The sequence below is a fragment of the Nocardia harenae NBRC 108248 genome (assembly GCF_001612885.1).
In the GTDB taxonomy this organism is placed as follows: Bacteria; Actinomycetota; Actinomycetes; order Mycobacteriales; family Mycobacteriaceae; genus Nocardia; species Nocardia harenae.
In genome coordinates this window covers 42304-57727 of sequence record NZ_BDBH01000018.1, presented here as the reverse complement: position 1 = coordinate 57727, position 15424 = coordinate 42304, and the positions used below count along the sequence as shown (strand labels likewise).

Below are 15424 nucleotides of genomic sequence, written 5' to 3'. Positions count from 1 at the left end.
GATGCTGCTCGATCCCAGCGGCCGCGGCCCCACCGCCGCCAAGCTCTCGATCGCCGGGCTGGCGATGACGCTGGCCGTGCTGCTCGTGCTGGCGCTGCTCGCGCTGCGCTACGAGGGGTACTTCGAGAAGAAGGTGCCGGTCACCGCCGTGCTCACCAGCACCGGCGACGGGCTGCCCGCGCGCGCCGACGTGAAGTTCCGCGGCATGGTGGTCGGCACCGTCGACGCCGTCGAGGTGGTGGCGCGCGGGCAGAGCCAGCGGGCCGATATCCACCTGAAGCCGGAGATCGCGGGCACCATCCCGGCCGACGTCACCGCGCGGGTGATCCCGAACAACCTCTTCGGCGTCACCGCCATCGAGCTGGTCGACCAGGGCGGCAGCGACGACGGGCTGCGCGCGGGCGCCGTCATCCCGGAGGACACCGGCGCGGCGACCGTGCAGCTGCAGACCACGCTCACCGTGCTGCGCGACGTGCTGGAGAACATCCAGCCGGAGAAGCTGGGCCGGGTACTGGCCACGCTCTCCGCCGCGCTCGACCCCGGCGCCCGCGCCCCCGGCTCCACCATCGAGCGGCTGGACCGCTGGATGACCGAGGTGCGCGCCATCCCGGAGATCGGCTCGCTGCTCGGCGATCTGGGCCGGGCCACCACCGAGCTGAGCAGGTCGGCGCCGGAGCTGGTCGGCGTGCTCGCCGAATCGGTGACCACCGCGCGCACCCTCACCGAGCGCAGGGAGGGGCTGGTGAACCTGCTCGCCACCGCCGGGGGCGCGGTGGACTCGGTGAACGAGCTCTTCGCCCGCAACCCCGACTCCGCCAAGGAGCTGGTGCCCGGGCTCTCCGGGCTGTTCGGCAGCCTGGCAGGCGACGCCGACACCATTCCGCTCGCCGTGCACAACCTGAACTACGCGCTGCGGCAGCTGGCGGGGGTCTTCAGCTTCGGGCCGAGCAAGCAGATGGTCTGGAAGATGGACGTCAGCTTCACGCCGTTCCAGCAGTACACCGCCGCCGACTGCCCGCGCTACGGCGAGCTCGCCGGGCCGCGCTGCGGAGGGCCGACGGTGCCGGAGGTCGCGCCGGAGCAGGAGTACCCGGCGCAGATGCTGCCGCGGTGGCTCGATGCCGCGGGGCCGCCCCCGGTCACCGTGCCCGCCGCACCGGCCGCCCAGCCGCTGATCCCCGGGCTCCCCGGGCTGCCCTCCATCCCTGGTCTTTTCGGGATCCCGCTCGGGCCGCCGGCGGGAGCGCCCGGAACGGCCTCGGCCCCTGGCGACGTTCCGGCCCCCGGCGACGGCTCGGCGCCGAGTGCCGGGCAGCCCGGCGCGCCCGATGGCGTGGCGCCCGCCGCCGGGCACGGCGTCGTCCCGGGCGCGCCGGGATCGGCACAGCCGGTCGCCGCGACCGGCCCCCTGCGCCTGCGCGGCGCCGCCGCGGTCGCGGCCCTGACCGGCGGCAGGCCGACAGCGGCTCAGCTCCTGCTGCTCACCCCGCTGCTGGCAGGCGGCACCCTGGAGATCACCGACGGAGGTGCGGCGTGAAATCCGCCCGGGCACTGGTCACGTTCAGCCTCTTCGCGGTGCTCGCCACCGTGCTCACCTACACCATCTGGTCGACCCTGCAGCGCTCGGTCGCCGGTGACACCGACGGCTACTCGGCGGTCTTCACCGACGTGCTCGGCGTGCGGGTCGGCGACGACGTGCGGATGGCGGGCGTTCGGGTCGGCCGGGTCGACGACATCGACTTCGTCGACGGCTACCACGCCGAGATCGACTTCAGCATCCAGGACCGGCAGCGTCTCACCACCACCACGAAGGCGCTGGTCCGCTACCAGAACCTGATCGGCCAGCGCTACATCGCGCTGATGCCGGGCACGGAGGCGGGCACCGAGCTGAAGCCGGGCGGCACCATCCCGCTCGAGCGCACCGAGCCGTCGTTCGACGTCTCGGCGCTGCTCTCCGGCTTCGAGCCGCTCTTCCAGGTGCTGCAACCGGACCAGGTGAACTCGCTCTCGGAGACCCTGATCCAGGCGCTGCAGGGCGACGGGGTCTCGCTGAGCGCACTGGTCACCCAGGCCGCCGAGCTGGCGAGCACCTTCGGCGAGCGCGACGAACTGCTCGGCGCGGTGATCGGCAACCTGAGCAGCGTCATGGCCGGGCTCGCCAACCGCGCCGACGAGCTGGAGACGCTCATCACCCAGGCCAGGGCGCTGATGGACGCGCTCTACGCGCAGGGCGAGAACCTGAAGAGCTCGGTCGACCAGGTCGCCCGCTCCACCGACTCGTTGGTGAACCTGGTCGGCATGGTGCAGCCGGACCTGGCCCGCGCCCAGGACACCGCCACCACCGGCGTCGCGCTGCTGCTGCTCAACGGCGCCTCGCTGGACCGGGCGGCGGTCGAGCTGCCCGACTTCCTCAATGCCGTCGCGCGCTTCTCCAGCTACGGCGCCTACGGCAACGCCTACATCTGCCGCCTCGACGTCTCGCTGTGGGGCGTGCTGCTCCCCCCGGGGCTGGTCTCCCAGGTCGGCGGCGAATCACAATCGGAGGTGTGCCGATGAGGCGGCCGCGTTATCGGGACAACCGCTTCCTCTGGCTCGGCTTCGCCGCGGCCGCGGCGGTGGTGCTGTTGCTGATCGGCTCCAGCGTGATCTCCAGGGCCCAGCTGGGGAACAAGACCGTCGAGGTGGAGTTCGCCCAGGCCGCCGGGTTGCGCCCCGGCGCGACCGTGGACATCTCCGGCATCGAGGTCGGCTCGGTGCAGCGGGTGGAGCTGGAGGGGCAGAAGGTGGTGGCGGTGCTGCGCGTGCGCCGCGATATCGAGCTCGGCGCGGATGCCAGGGCCGTCATCGAGATGTCCACCATTCTCGGCAGGCTGCACATCGACCTCACGCCGGGCGACGGCAAGGGGCTGCCCGGCGATCGGATTCCGCTGAGCAACACCGCCGTTCCGTACAACCTGGCCAAGGTGATCCAGGACTCCCGCTACACCGCCTCGTTCGAGCGGATCGAGCGGATCGACCCGGCCAAGCTGCGCGAGGCGCTCGATCTGCTGACTCGGCAGATGGGGGAGTCGCCGCAGCTCACCGTGGCCGCGCTGGACAGCATCGGCGCGCTGGCCAGGGTGGTGAACAACCGCCGCGACGAGGTGGACACCCTGCTGAAGAGCATGGACCAGGTGTCGCAGCTGGTGGCGGACAACCGGAACAGCGTGCTGGTGCTGCTCACCCGCGGTGAGGCCATCGGCAACGCGGTGGCGCTGCGGCAGGACCTGCTGCGGCAACTACTCGACAACGTGGCGGCGCTCTCCGCCCTGCTGCAGGAGATGGGTGTGGAGAACAACGGCCAGTTCGGCCCGCTGATCGAGAATCTGAACACGATGACCGAGGGGCTGGAGAAGAACCGGGAGAACCTGGACCGGCTCTACGAGATCATGCCGGTGGCGCTGCGCCAGTTCAACAATGTGGTCGGCAACGGGCCGTACGGCGACGTCTGGGCGCCGTGGCTGCTGCCGGACAACTGGCTCTGCTCCGCCCAGCTCGCACCGGGGTGCAACTGATGACGAACACCGCGCGCACGCGCTTCGCCAGGATCGCCGCGCTGGCCCTCGCCGCGCTCACCGCCGCGGGCTGCTCGCTGCTGCCCGACACGGTGAGCAGGCTGCCCGGCCGATACCTGGGCGACCGGATCGAGGTCTCCGCCGATTTCGAGAGCGTGGCCGGGCTGTACGCAGGCAACGAGGTCGCGGTGCTCGGCGTCCCGGTCGGGCAGGTCGACACCGTCACCCCGCGCGGCTCCTACGTCGAGGTCACCATGGTGCTCGACGCGGGGGTGCAGGTGCCCGCCGACGCCATGGCCGCGCTCATCTCGCCGCAGCTCATCACCAACCGGCACGTCGAGCTGGCCCCCGCCTACAGCGGGGACGGCCCGACCCTGGCCGACGGCGACCACATTCCGCTGGCCCGCACCAGGGTTCCGGTGGAGCTGGACCGCATCCTGGAGAACTTCGACCAGCTCGGCGCGGCGCTGAAGGGCGACAGCGAGGACGGCCCGCTCGCCAGCCGGGTGCTCTTCCCGCTGCTTGAGGGCAACGGCGACCGGCTCGCCGACACCCTCGAGCAGCTCAGCTCGGCCTTCGAGGTGACGCTGGCCAACAAGGACCAGATCGCCACCACCATCGCCAAGCTGCAGGAGATCACCCAGGTGATCGCCGACAACGACGCCACCGTGCGGGATTTCAGCGGCAGGCTCACCGAGCTGGTCGCGCTGCTCGGCGAGCAGGCGCCCGGGCTGCAGGCGGTGCTCACCCAGCTGAACGACTTCGTCACCAATACCGCGACGGTGGTGGGGGAGAACCGGGACCAGCTGGCCGGGGCGATCACCCGCTTCGTCGAGATAGCCGCCCAGATGCGGGCCAATGCCCGCGGGCTGACCGAGATCGTCGACGTGACACCGCTGGCCTTCCAGAACATCTCGAACTCGGTGAGCCGGGAACACCGGGCGCTGCGGCTGCACGGCCTGCTGGACAAGGCGGCGCTCGACAGCGAGCAGCTCAGCCTCTTCTGCGAGCGGATCCAGATGCGGCTGGACGGCTGCCGCACCGGCAAACTCCAGGACATGGGGCCCGACTTCGGGCTCACCGCCGCACTGCTCGGACTCACGAAATGAGGCGGGTCGCACTGCGCGCCGCGGCCTGCGCCACCGCGCTGAGCCTCGCGCTCACCGGCTGCGCCGTCACGGTGGACGACGTCCCCATGCCGGAGCCGGGCATCGGCGGCCCCGGCTACACCATCAGGGCCGCCTTCCGGGACGCGCTGAACCTGCCGAACCGCGCGCACGTGCGGATCGGCGGCACCGATATCGGCGTCGTCAGCGGCATCCAGACCACGAACTTCGTGGCCGAGGTGACGATGGAGATCCGGGAGGACATCACGCTGCCCGTCGGCACCACCGCGGAGCTGCGCCAGGCCACCCCGCTCGGCGACATCTACGTCGCCATGACGCTGCCCGCGGCGGACCCCGGCGGCGCGCTGCTCGAGCCCGGCGACATCATCCCGATGGAGCGCACCGCGGCGGGCGCCTCGGTGGAGGAGCTCATGCTCTCGGTGGCCATGCTGCTCAACGGCGGCGGGCTGAACCAGGCCGCGGAGATCACCGCGCAGATGAACTCCATGTTCGGCGGCCGCGCGCCGCAGCTGGCCCACCTGATCACCGAGATGACCGCGGTGATCGCGGCGCTGAACGCCCGCACCGGCGATATCGACGGGCTGCTCAACGGCGTCAACGCGCTCACCGGTGAGCTCGCCGCGCGCAAGGCCGAGCTCGGCCGGGCCGCCGACACCTTCCCCGAGCTGCTCGCCCTGGTCGCCGAGAACAACAGGGACATCACCGGGCTGATCGACAAGGTCGCGGTGACCACGGCCGCGCTCGGCGACTTCTCGCAGACCAGCGGCGAGGACCTGGTCAGCCTCTTCGACAGCATCCAGCGGCTCATGACCGGCTTCACCCAGACCGGGGACGAGCTGAACCAGATGCTGGAGGGGCTGCACACCATCTACCCCTCGCTGATGAGCTCGATGGAGGGGCCGACGCTCGCGGTCGCCGCCACCGTCTCCTACCTGAGCGTCGGCGCGCTCACCGATCCCGCGGGCAGCAGGCTGCCGGACGGTACCGACATCCCCGCCTTCATCGGCAGCCTCACCCAGGTGCTGGAGAAGGTCATGGGCAGGCTGAACGGGCTGCCCGCGGCACAGGAGGGCCCGCGATGAACATCCCGCTGTGGAACTGGCTGGTCCGCAATCGGATCGCGGTCGCCAACCTCGGGCTGGTGCTGGTACTGATCGTCGGCAGCGGCTATCTGGCGCTCGCCGTCATGCGGCTGGACCTGCTGCCCGACCGCACCTACGCGGTCACTGTGCAGCTGCGCAACTCCGGCGGGCTGGCGGCGAACAACGACGTCACCTTCCGGGGCAGCCGGATCGGGAAGGTCACCGCGGTCGAGGTCTCCGGGCCCGGGGTCGCCGCGGTGGCCGAGATCGACTCCGACGTGCGGATTCCGGTGGGCGGCACGGTCGCGGTCGGCCGGCTCTCCGCCGCGGGCGAGCAGTATCTGGACTTCCGCCCCGACACCGAGGGCGGGCCGTACCTGGGCGACGGCTCGCTGGTCGACGTCTCGCGCACCGACACCCCGGTGCCGGTGCAGTCGCTGCTGGTGAACCTGAGCGGGCTGATCGGCAGCCTGAACCCGGAGCGGCTCACGGTGATCGTGGACGAGCTGGACCTGGCGCTGCGCGGCGGCCCGGATCGGCTGCGCAACATGGTCTCCGGGATCAGCCAGGCGCTGGCCGGGCTGGACGGCATGCTGCCGCAGACCCGGCAGCTCATCCGCAACCTCCAGGTGATCGCCGACACCACCTCGCTGGCCCAGCCCGACCTCACCACCCTGACCACCGGCGCGGGCGCGCTCTTCCGCCAGCTCACCGCCGCCGACCAGGAGGTGAAGGACTTCCTCGACCTGGCGCCGGGGCAGCTCGCCACGCTCGGCGGCTTCATCGAGGAGACCCAGGACCCGATCACCAACCTGGTGACCAACTTCGTCGCCATCACCAGGGCCGCCAAGCTGCGCGCCCCCGCCATCGCCGCGCTCTTCCCCGCGCTCCGCGAAGGCAGTGAGGCGCTGGGCATTCCGGCGCACGACGGCGCCTTCCACACCCTCGTCGACCCCTGGCCCCGGCCCACCTGCGACTACGACACCATCCCGGTGGTGCCCACGCTGAGCACCACCGATACCCGGGTCCGGCTCTACAACTACTGTGTCACCAGCGACCCCGCGCTGCAGGTGCGCGGGTCGGCCAACGCGCCGCGCCCCAACGTCCCGGACAACGGCTCCGGCCCGCCGCCCGGCGTCACCGGCGACGAACTCTCCCGCCCCATCCCCGGCAGATAGGACTACCCCGCTCATGAGCGATCCGACCGACAAGGACGCAGCTCGCGCCGCCGCCGGCGATGCCGCCGCCGAGGAGAAATCGGCCACCGCCGAGAAGCCCGCCGCTGCCGCGGAATCGGCCCCCGGCCAGGAGTCGGGTAGTGCCGAGAAGTCGGCTGCCCCCGGCGATTCGGCTGCCGCGGACAAGCCCGCAGCTACCGGCGATTCGGCTGCCGCGGACAAGCCTGCCGCCGCGGAGAAGCCGACTGCTGCCGAATCGACCACCGCCGAGACTCCGCGCGCCGTCGCGTCGCCGACGGCGGGCGCAGCCCCCGGTGGCGACGCGACGCGCGCGAAAACCACTACCGCCGAGGCCGAAGGCGAGTCGTCCACCACGGCGGACAGGTCCGCGCGCACCCTCATCGCCCTCGCGGCGACCGCGGCACTCCTGATCGCCGCCATCGCCGCCAGCATCACCCTGTTCATCCAGAACAGCAACCACACCGCCCTGGAAGACGCCAGGAAAGAGGCACAGCAAGCGGCGTGCACCTACGCCCCGGTACTCGCGGAGTACGACGCCAAGAACCTCGACGCCTACTTCCAGGGCGTCCTCGACGGCGCCACCGGCGACTGGAAACAGCAGTTCGCCGACACCAGCAAGGAACTGCGCGACGTCCTCTCCCAGGGCGAGGTCATCTCCAAGGCCGACGACGTCCAGTGCGCCATCAAGTCCGCCGACGAGACTTCGGCCGAGGCAATCGTGGTGATCGGCCAGACCATCACCTCCCTCGGGACCCAGGGCAAACCGGCCCCCGGCCAGCTCTCCATGGTCATGCGCCTGCAGAAGATCGACGACCGCTGGCTGGTGAACAACGTCAACTCACCCCTGGCGCCGAATCAACCCTGACCGGCCGCGGGCCCGAGCAGGATCACCCGCATCAGGTGCACCACCCGTGCCCGGGTGCACTCCGGGTGCTCCGGCCCCATCCACTGCCCGAGATCGACCACCAGCGCCAGCGCCGCGTGCACCAGCACCCGAGCCTGTGCCGCGCTCAGCCCGGAGCGCACCGCCGTCACCAGCTTGGCCCACTCCTCGACATTGAGCCGCTGGATATTGCGCAGCGTGGTGCGATCGGCAGCCGGCACGTTCCCGATCTCGGCGTAGTACACGAAGGTCAGCTCGCGCTCGGCGAACGACCCGTCCACGTAGAGCTCGATCAGCCGGGTGAGCGCCGCCCCCGGCCCCTCGGTGCCCGCGATGGCGGGCCCGATGGCCGCCGACACCCGGTCCGCCGCGCGCCGGAAGGCCGCGGCGAGCAGATCGCCCTTGCTGCGGTAGAAGCGGTACACCGCCGAGGAGGCGGGCAGCCCGGCGGCCACCGCGATGTCCTCGACGCTCACCGCCGGATACCCGCGCACGTGGAAGAGCTGCACGGCCTTCTGCAGCACCACCTCGTGGGTGAAGGTGGCGGCGGGCGGCGGCGGCGCCGGCTCCCGGCCGACACCCGCCGCGGGCAGCGTGACACCGGCGATGTCCCGGCAGGCCGCGGCCAAGAGCGCGGTGAGCGGCCGGGTCGGCACCGCGACCCGATGGTCGGAGATGCTGCCGATCACGCTCATCACCGCGGCGGTGAGCACCGCACGCTCGGCCACCGGCAGCCCGGGCCGCAGCTCCGCGATCCGCTCCCGGATGGCGGAATCGGTCGCCGCCATCTGGGCGACCAGCGTGCGCCGATCCTCGTCCTCCAGGTAGCGGTGCTGCCAGCGCAGCAGCGCCCCGCGCCGCCGATTGACGATGGAGACCGCGAGCAGCGCCTCGAACACGTGCGCGCAGCGCCGCTCCGCGTCCCACTCCGCCGACTCCGGCGGCAGCCGCACCGCTTCCTCGCTGATCCCGCTGAGCCGCAGCGCCTCCTGCCGGAAGAGCGCGTACTTGCTCGGGTAGTGCCGGTAGAGCGCGGTGGAGGTGATGTCGAGCCGGGTCGCGATCTCCTCCATGCTCACACCGTGGTAGCCGTGCGTGCCGAACGCCTCCGCGGAGACGTTCGCGATCTGTGCCCGGCGATCCGCGGGTCTGCGCCGCACGGGCCGATTCCCCGGTGCCTCGTCTGCTCGCGCGGAGCGCCGGTTACCAGCAGCCATACCGGCGAGACTATCCGAGAACGGCGCCGTCCACGGCACTCTGCTCCGCTCGTGACTGGAATGAACCGGAGATCACACACAGCCGAACTGATCAGGACATAAGTCCAGCAGTGATATCTGAATTTTGCGTAACTTATTCGGCTCGGAGAACGATAGACGTCCTCGGCGCCGGGGTGCCCACCGATCGGTCCCGCGCGGCTCCGTAGGCTGGCTCCCCGTGTCCGATACTCCTACCGATGCCGGCGACCCGAACTACCTCGTCGGGCTGGACCTGAACGGGCGGCGCGTGGTCGTGGTCGGCGGCGGGTCGGTGGCCCAGCGCAGGCTGGGGCTGCTCATCGCCTCCGGCGCCGAGGTGCACGTCGTCAGCCGCGCGGTCACCCCGGCCGTGGAGGGGATGGCGAGCGCCGGGCAGCTCACCCTGGAGCTGCGCGACTACGCCGACGGCGACCTGGACGGCGCCTGGTACGCCATCGCCTGCACCGATGAGCCGGCGACCAATGCCGCCATCGTGGCCGAGGCCACCCGGCGCCGGGTCTTCTGCGTGCGCGCCGATATCGCGCGGCTCGGCACCGCCGTCACCCCCGCCACCGCGCGCTACGACGGGCTCAGCCTCGGCGTGCTGGCCGGCGGCGCGCACCGGCGCTCGGCCGCGGTGCGCAGCGCGCTGCTGGAGGCGCTGCAGTCCGGCGTCGTCACCGACGACTCCGACCCGGTGCTGCCCGGCGTCGCGCTGGTCGGCGGCGGCCCCGGCGACCCCGATCTGATCACCGTGCGCGGCCGCAGGCTGCTCGCCAGGGCCGACCTGGTGGTCGCCGACCGGCTCGCCCCGCCGGAGCTGCTCGCCGAGCTCGGCCCCGAGGTCGAGGTGATCGACGCCGCCAAGATCCCGTACGGCCGGTCCATGGCGCAGGAGGCGATCAACCGGGCCCTGGTCGACGGCGCCAAGGCGGGCAAGTTCGTGGTCCGGCTCAAGGGCGGCGACCCGTACGTCTTCGGCCGCGGCTACGAGGAGCTGGAGGCCTGCGTCGAGGCCGGGGTCCCGGTGACCGTCGTGCCCGGTATCACCAGCCCGATCTCGGTCCCCGCGGCGGCGGGCATCCCGGTGACGCACCGCGGCGTCACCCACGAGTTCGTGGTGGTGAGCGGCCACGTCGCCCCCGACCACCCGGACTCCCTGGTCGACTGGCCCGCGCTGGCCACCCTGCGCGGCACGCTCGTGCTCATGATGGCGGTCGAGCGGCTGGACCGCTTCGCCGCCGCGCTGCTCGACGGCGGCCGCCCCGCCGAGACCCCCGCCGCCGTGATCCAGGAGGGCACGCTGCGCACCCAGCGGGTGCTGCGGGCGGATCTCGGCACCGTGGCCGAGCGGGTCAAGTCCGAGGGCATCCGGCCGCCTGCGATTGTCGTCATCGGCCCGACGGCCGGGTTCGGCTCGGCCCCTGCGTAACTGGCGCACCGCCCGGAATCCGCTGGTCGCCGCCTGGCGGCCGCGGCCATCCGGCCGGGGCGATGTCTGTGACGCATGATTTACAGTGGCCGGGTGCTCAGAGACCCCGCGGTAACCCCGCACTACCCGGTGACCGGGCGCGCCTTCGGGCTCGCCATCCTGGTACTGAGCGGCCTGCAGCTCATGGTGGTGCTGGACGGCACGGTCGTGATCTTCGCGCTACCGCGGCTGCAGGAGGAGATGGGGCTCTCCAGCGCGGGCAGCGCCTGGACCGTCACCTCCTACGGCCTCACCTTCGCCGGATTGATGCTGCTCGGCGGCCGCCTCGGTGACTCCTTCGGCCGCAAACGCATGCTGATCAGCGGCGTCGCCGTCTTCACCGTCGCCTCGCTGCTCTGCGGCCTGGCCCAGGCCGAGTGGATGCTGCTCACCGCCCGCGCCCTGCAGGGCGCGGGCGCCGCCATCGCGGCCCCGACCGCGTTCGCCCTGGTCGCCACCACCTTCGCCCCCGGCCGCGCGCGCAACCAGGCGGTCGCCATCCTGGGTTCCATGGTCGGCGTCGGCTCGGTCGGCGGCCTGGTGGTCGGCGGCGCGCTCACCGAGGTCTCCTGGCGCTGGATCTTCCTGATCAACGTGCCGATCGGCGCGCTCATCATCGCGGGCGCGATCGTCACCCTGTCCGACACCGCGCACCAGCGCACCACCCTCGACGTGCGCGGTGCCCTGCTCGGCACCATCGCCTGCGCCGCCATCGTCTTCGGCGCCACCGAGGGCCCGCAACTCGGCTGGGACAGCCCCTGGATCATCGGCGCCCTCCTCGGCGGGCTCGTGCTGCTCGTCGTCTTCGTCCTGCTGGAACGCCGCGTCGACTCCCCCCTGCTGCCCTGGTCGCTCTTCGACCGCCGCGACCGCGTCGCCACCTTCCTGCTCATCTTCCTGGCCGGCGGCATGCTCGGCGCGATGACGTACTTCGTCGCCCAGTTCCTGCAGAACGTGCTCGGCTACAGCCCGCTCACCGCCGGCCTCGCCGCCATCCCGTTCACCATCGGCATCGGCATCGGCGGCGCGCTCGCCTCCAAGCTCGCGCTCCTGGTCGCCCCGCGCTGGCTGCTCCTCGTCGCGAGCGCCATCCTGGCCTGCGGCTTGGCCTTCGCCTCCACGTTGAAGGGTGACGTCGAGTACTTCACCGTCCTGCTGCCCCTGCTGGTGGTGATCGGCTTCGGCGTCGGCGTCGCCATGGTGCTGGCCCCGATCTGCGTCCTGGTCGGCGTTCCCGCGGCCGATATCGGTCCGCTCGCCGCCGTCGGGCAGATGTTCATGAACCTCGCTACGCCCATCGCCATCGGGTTGTTCAGTCCGATCGCCGCGTCGCGAACGCTCGCCGTCGGGGGGGTGGTCGGGGTGCCCGCCACGGACATGACCGCGCTCGAGATCGATGCGCTGGGCAACGGGTACACCCTCGTCCTCTTCTGCTGTGCGCTGTTGGCGCTGCTCATCGGGGCCGTCGCGCTGACGTTGCGGTATACGCCCGCGCAGTTGGCCGAGGCGCAGCATGCGGAGAAAGAAGCGCAGCAGGGATAGCGCTCGTCTCGGCGTGTGCGCGGTCCGCGCCCGCTGAGTGTCGCCCCAGCGGGACGGCCAACGATCCGCTGTCGTCCGTTCGACCGACGGTAGGTTGCGGAGCGTGGCGGGTAGCATCGCCACGTTTGGCTGAATCTCGTTGTTGTCGAGTGGAAATGAGTGTTGGTGAAAGCGAACGAGACGACCCTTCGCAGTCTGCTGCAGGGCGAGAGGCAGTACGTCGTGCCGCTCTACCAGCGGCGGTACAGCTGGGAACGGAGACATCTCAAGAAGCTGTGGGACGACCTGCTGACGGTTATCGAGACGGGAGACGACGCTTCGCACTTCCTCGGCTCCGTTGTTCTGGCGCCCAGCCCCGCGAACACCCCCGCTGGGGTCCAAGGTTGGCTCGTGGTCGACGGTCAGCAACGGCTCACGACCTTGAGCATTCTCCTGTGCGCGATCCGCGATCACGTGCACGCTGCGGACACGCGACTCGCAGCCAAGATCGATGACCTCTACCTGATGAACAAGTACGCCAGTGGCGCCGAACGGTACACGCTGTTGCCTACCCAAGCAGATCGTGCGTCCTGGGTCGCACTTCTCGAGCGAGCACCGGGCGCCGGCGGTGAGGATCGAATCGGGTTCGCGTACCGCTACTTTCGGTCGGAGCTGATCGCGGCCGACGACCCGGATGACCCGTCGAATCCGGCACGGATCGAGCAAGCGATTGCCGCCCAGCTCAGCATTGTGGAGATAGCGGCTCATCAGGGTGACAATGTGCACCGAATTTTCGAGTGCCTCAACCATACCGGTCAGCCTCTGACGCAGGCAGACCTTCTGCGCAACTATCTGTTCATGCGAATGCCAGTGCGCGGCGAACGAGTATATGAGCAGCAGTGGCTACCGCTGCAGGAACTGTTGACGAACGAGCAGTTGGAGACGCTCATCTGGCTCGATCTGGTGATACACGGAGATGACCGAGCTACCCAAACAGCCGCGTACCACGCGCAACAACAGCGGCTCGAGGTGCTGCGCGAAGAGTCGCTGGTAGAGCAATGGATCATCGAGCTGCATCGGAAGGCGAGATCGTTCAAAAAGATCATCTCGCCGGACGTCGAGCAGGCTCCGGAATTGCGACGTGCTCTCGAACGGCTCGACCGCTGGGGAGCCCAGGTAGTTCATCCCGTGGTCTTGCGGATCTTGCTCGCTCACGACGAGGGGCAGCTCGACGCAGACGAAGCCGCACTGTCTCTCCGGGTTGTGGAGAGCTATCTGGTGCGGAGGATGATCGCGGGAATCGCCAGTGCGAACAGCAACCGCGTCCTGATGTCTCTTGTGAAGGAATTGGCCGACGCGGTCCCGACTGCCGAGGAGATCATCAAGATCCTCTCCGGTAATCGGAAGCGTTTTCCCACCGACCAACACATTCGAGAGGCCGTGATAGCGAACAACTTCTACTGGAGCGGCCGCGGTCCGCAGCGCACCTATGTTCTCCGATGCTTGGAAGAGGATCTCAGTCACAAAGAGCCCGTGGACTTCTCGAAGGCGAAGCTCACGATCGAACATGTCCTGCCGCAGTCTCCGACCGAGGAATGGTGGGACATGCTGAGAACCGAAACCGCAGATGGAGAGAGTCCGGAAGACCTCCATCGCACAGTTGTGCACACCTTGGGCAACCTGACGCTGACCGCTTTCAATTCCAAACTAGCCAACGACGGTTTCGAGGCGAAGAAGAAGATTCTCGAAGACAGTGGACTAGCGATGAATCGCGAGATCGCTGACGCGACCAGGTGGGGAAGCGCCGAGATTCGTGCGAGAGGCGCAGCCCTCGCGCAGCGAGTCATCAAAATCTGGCCGGGACCAGAGGATTCGGTGGAGTCGCTGCCTCCTGAGCCGAGATGGCGGCTGATGGTCGAGGTTCTCGCGTCGATTCCCTCGGGCCGTTGGACCAGCTATGGCGATATCGCTGAGGTTATCGGAACGCATCCGGTGGCTGTCGGACAGCGCCTCGCCACCTTGCCCGTGCCGAACGCACACCGCGTCCTCAAGTCGACAGGTGAGATCTCGGCAGATTTTCGTTGGCCAGATCCGGCTAGGACAGATGCTCCGCGTCCAATTCTCGAGACCGAAGGGATCGTCTTCGACTCCTCGGATCGAGCAGCGGCCAGCCAACGAATCACTGCTGCAGAATTGGCCCGGCTTATCGATCTGGACGCGGACTTCCCAGGGATCGACTGATTCTCCAGTGCGGCGAGAGGGACCCGGGAGCTTGGCCTGCTCCCGGGCCCCGGAAATGAGTCACCCCGTACCTGCCCCGACCCCCAACGGCCGGATCATGGTGACTGCGACGTGCCCTTCCATTGGACCACCTCGGTAGGAGAACACCGAGAACCGGATTCGAACCGGCACCCCGCCGCCGTGCGTCCGGGCCGCGGGGCCGAAGCAAGGGCGACGAATACTCGTGCTGGAGCGAGAGTCTGAGCTTGACGTTCAGGCTGATCGATCAGCGTGAGTTTGTGCGCTCGGGGAGCGCACTCCCCCCGCTCGCGACGGGGGAGTTCGTGGGGTCAGCGGAACAGGTAGCGGAAGACGGCGTCGCCGGTGCGGCGCTCCGCCACCTCGGCGCCATTGGCCTCCTCGCGCGCGAACTGCACCGCCTCGCGCAGCGTCTCCACCCGCTGCACCAGCTCGTTCACCCGCCGCGCGGGGAGCGCGCCGGAGAACTTCACCGTGGTCCAGTAACCGACCGCGATGTCCTCGTAGTACACCTCGACCTGCGCCGGGTGCTTCTCCGTCGCCTCCGCCTTGACGTGGTTGCGCGGCACCTTCCGGGTGCGGATGGTGCGTACGGCGTCGGTGCGCCAGGTGTCGGTGGAGTCGTCGAAGGACCAGGACTCGGCGGCGTCGAGCACCGGGAGCGCCTTGACGAACTGATGCAGCTCGGCCAGCTGCTTCTCCAGGAAAAGCAGGTACGAGACCGGCACCTGGGCCAGCAGCACCTCGCCGTCGACGGTGACGTCGGCGGTGGCGCTGGTGTTGGCCCAGTCCTTGGTGGCGGTGACGTCGAAGAGCCGGGTGAGGGTGGCCGCGGTGCGGCGCAGCACCTCCTCGGAGGTCACCTGCACGCGGGTGGACTCGGCCGGGAGCTGCTCGCCCTCCTCGTCCTTGGGCTGGTACGTGCGGGCGATACCGGCGAGCAGCGCCTGCTTCTGCAGCAGCGCCCTCGCCTCGGCCAGCTCGCGCGCCGAACCGCTCTTCACGCCCTTCTCGACGGCGATGATCTGATTGAGCTTCGTCATGGTCCACCTCCGGCGAATCGTTGCCTCGCACCGTCTTTCGCCCTTCGGTG

At 70.0% G+C, this 15424-nt stretch carries 12 protein-coding genes; 10 read left to right on the top strand and 2 right to left on the bottom strand.

Annotated elements, in window-relative coordinates; all coding sequences use genetic code 11:
- Position 1: 1 nt before the first annotated feature.
- The 7 genes from NH2_RS27365 to NH2_RS27335 are packed head-to-tail and all read left to right on the top strand — an operon-like array spanning position 2 to position 7827.
- The gene (locus NH2_RS27365) at positions 2-1537 is read left to right on the top strand and encodes an MlaD family protein (RefSeq protein WP_067660675.1); all 1536 of its coding nucleotides are present in this window, start codon (positions 2-4) and stop codon (positions 1535-1537) included.
- The gene (locus tag NH2_RS27360; RefSeq protein WP_067660672.1) at positions 1534-2556 is read left to right on the top strand and encodes an MCE family protein; all 1023 of its coding nucleotides are present in this window, start codon (positions 1534-1536) and stop codon (positions 2554-2556) included. The genes NH2_RS27365 and NH2_RS27360 overlap by 4 nt, the downstream gene beginning before the upstream one ends.
- Positions 2553-3554: an MCE family protein gene (locus NH2_RS27355; protein WP_067660854.1), complete on the top strand. Its 1002-nt coding sequence runs from the start codon at positions 2553-2555 to the stop codon at positions 3552-3554. Before NH2_RS27360 ends, NH2_RS27355 begins: the two co-directional genes overlap by 4 nt.
- Positions 3554-4663, top strand: a complete 1110-nt coding sequence (locus NH2_RS27350; RefSeq protein WP_067660669.1) for an MCE family protein — start codon at positions 3554-3556, stop codon at positions 4661-4663. Before NH2_RS27355 ends, NH2_RS27350 begins: the two co-directional genes overlap by 1 nt.
- Positions 4660-5763 (top strand): MCE family protein, encoded by a 1104-nt coding sequence (locus NH2_RS27345; protein ID WP_067660666.1) that lies wholly within the window; start codon positions 4660-4662, stop codon positions 5761-5763. Before NH2_RS27350 ends, NH2_RS27345 begins: the two co-directional genes overlap by 4 nt.
- Complete coding sequence (locus tag NH2_RS27340) at positions 5760-6941, top strand: MCE family protein (RefSeq protein WP_067660663.1); 1182 nt, start codon at positions 5760-5762, stop codon at positions 6939-6941. The genes NH2_RS27345 and NH2_RS27340 overlap by 4 nt, the downstream gene beginning before the upstream one ends.
- A 13-nt stretch (positions 6942-6954) precedes the next feature.
- Entirely contained in the window at positions 6955-7827 is an 873-nt protein-coding gene (locus NH2_RS27335; protein WP_084505948.1) for an Rv1363c family protein, read from the top strand.
- Here NH2_RS27335 and NH2_RS27330 read toward each other — a convergent pair.
- Positions 7818-9005, bottom strand: coding sequence for a TetR/AcrR family transcriptional regulator (locus NH2_RS27330; RefSeq protein WP_369690069.1), 1188 nt, complete (start codon positions 9003-9005; stop codon positions 7818-7820). The genes NH2_RS27335 and NH2_RS27330 overlap by 10 nt on opposite strands.
- Positions 9006-9279: 274 nt before the next feature.
- Between NH2_RS27330 and cobA the strand changes: the two genes are divergently transcribed.
- The 3 genes from cobA (at position 9280) to NH2_RS27315 (ending at position 14313) form a co-directional block, all read left to right on the top strand.
- Positions 9280-10512 carry a uroporphyrinogen-III C-methyltransferase gene (cobA, locus tag NH2_RS27325; RefSeq protein ID WP_067660656.1) on the top strand — a complete coding sequence of 411 codons (1233 nt, stop codon included), beginning with the start codon at positions 9280-9282 and terminating at the stop codon, positions 10510-10512.
- Between the two features lie 93 nt (positions 10513-10605).
- On the top strand, positions 10606-12093 hold the full coding sequence (locus NH2_RS27320) for an MFS transporter (protein ID WP_245650794.1): 1488 nt from the start codon (positions 10606-10608) through the stop codon (positions 12091-12093).
- A 165-nt stretch (positions 12094-12258) separates the two neighbouring features.
- Positions 12259-14313: a GmrSD restriction endonuclease domain-containing protein gene (locus NH2_RS27315; RefSeq protein ID WP_169811545.1), complete on the top strand. Its 2055-nt coding sequence runs from the start codon at positions 12259-12261 to the stop codon at positions 14311-14313.
- A 329-nt stretch (positions 14314-14642) separates the two neighbouring features.
- Here the strand turns inward: NH2_RS27315 and NH2_RS27310 are convergent, their stop codons facing one another.
- Positions 14643-15374, bottom strand: a complete 732-nt coding sequence (locus tag NH2_RS27310) for a DUF7873 family protein (RefSeq protein WP_067660648.1) — start codon at positions 15372-15374, stop codon at positions 14643-14645.
- Between the last annotated feature and the right edge of the window lie 50 nt (positions 15375-15424).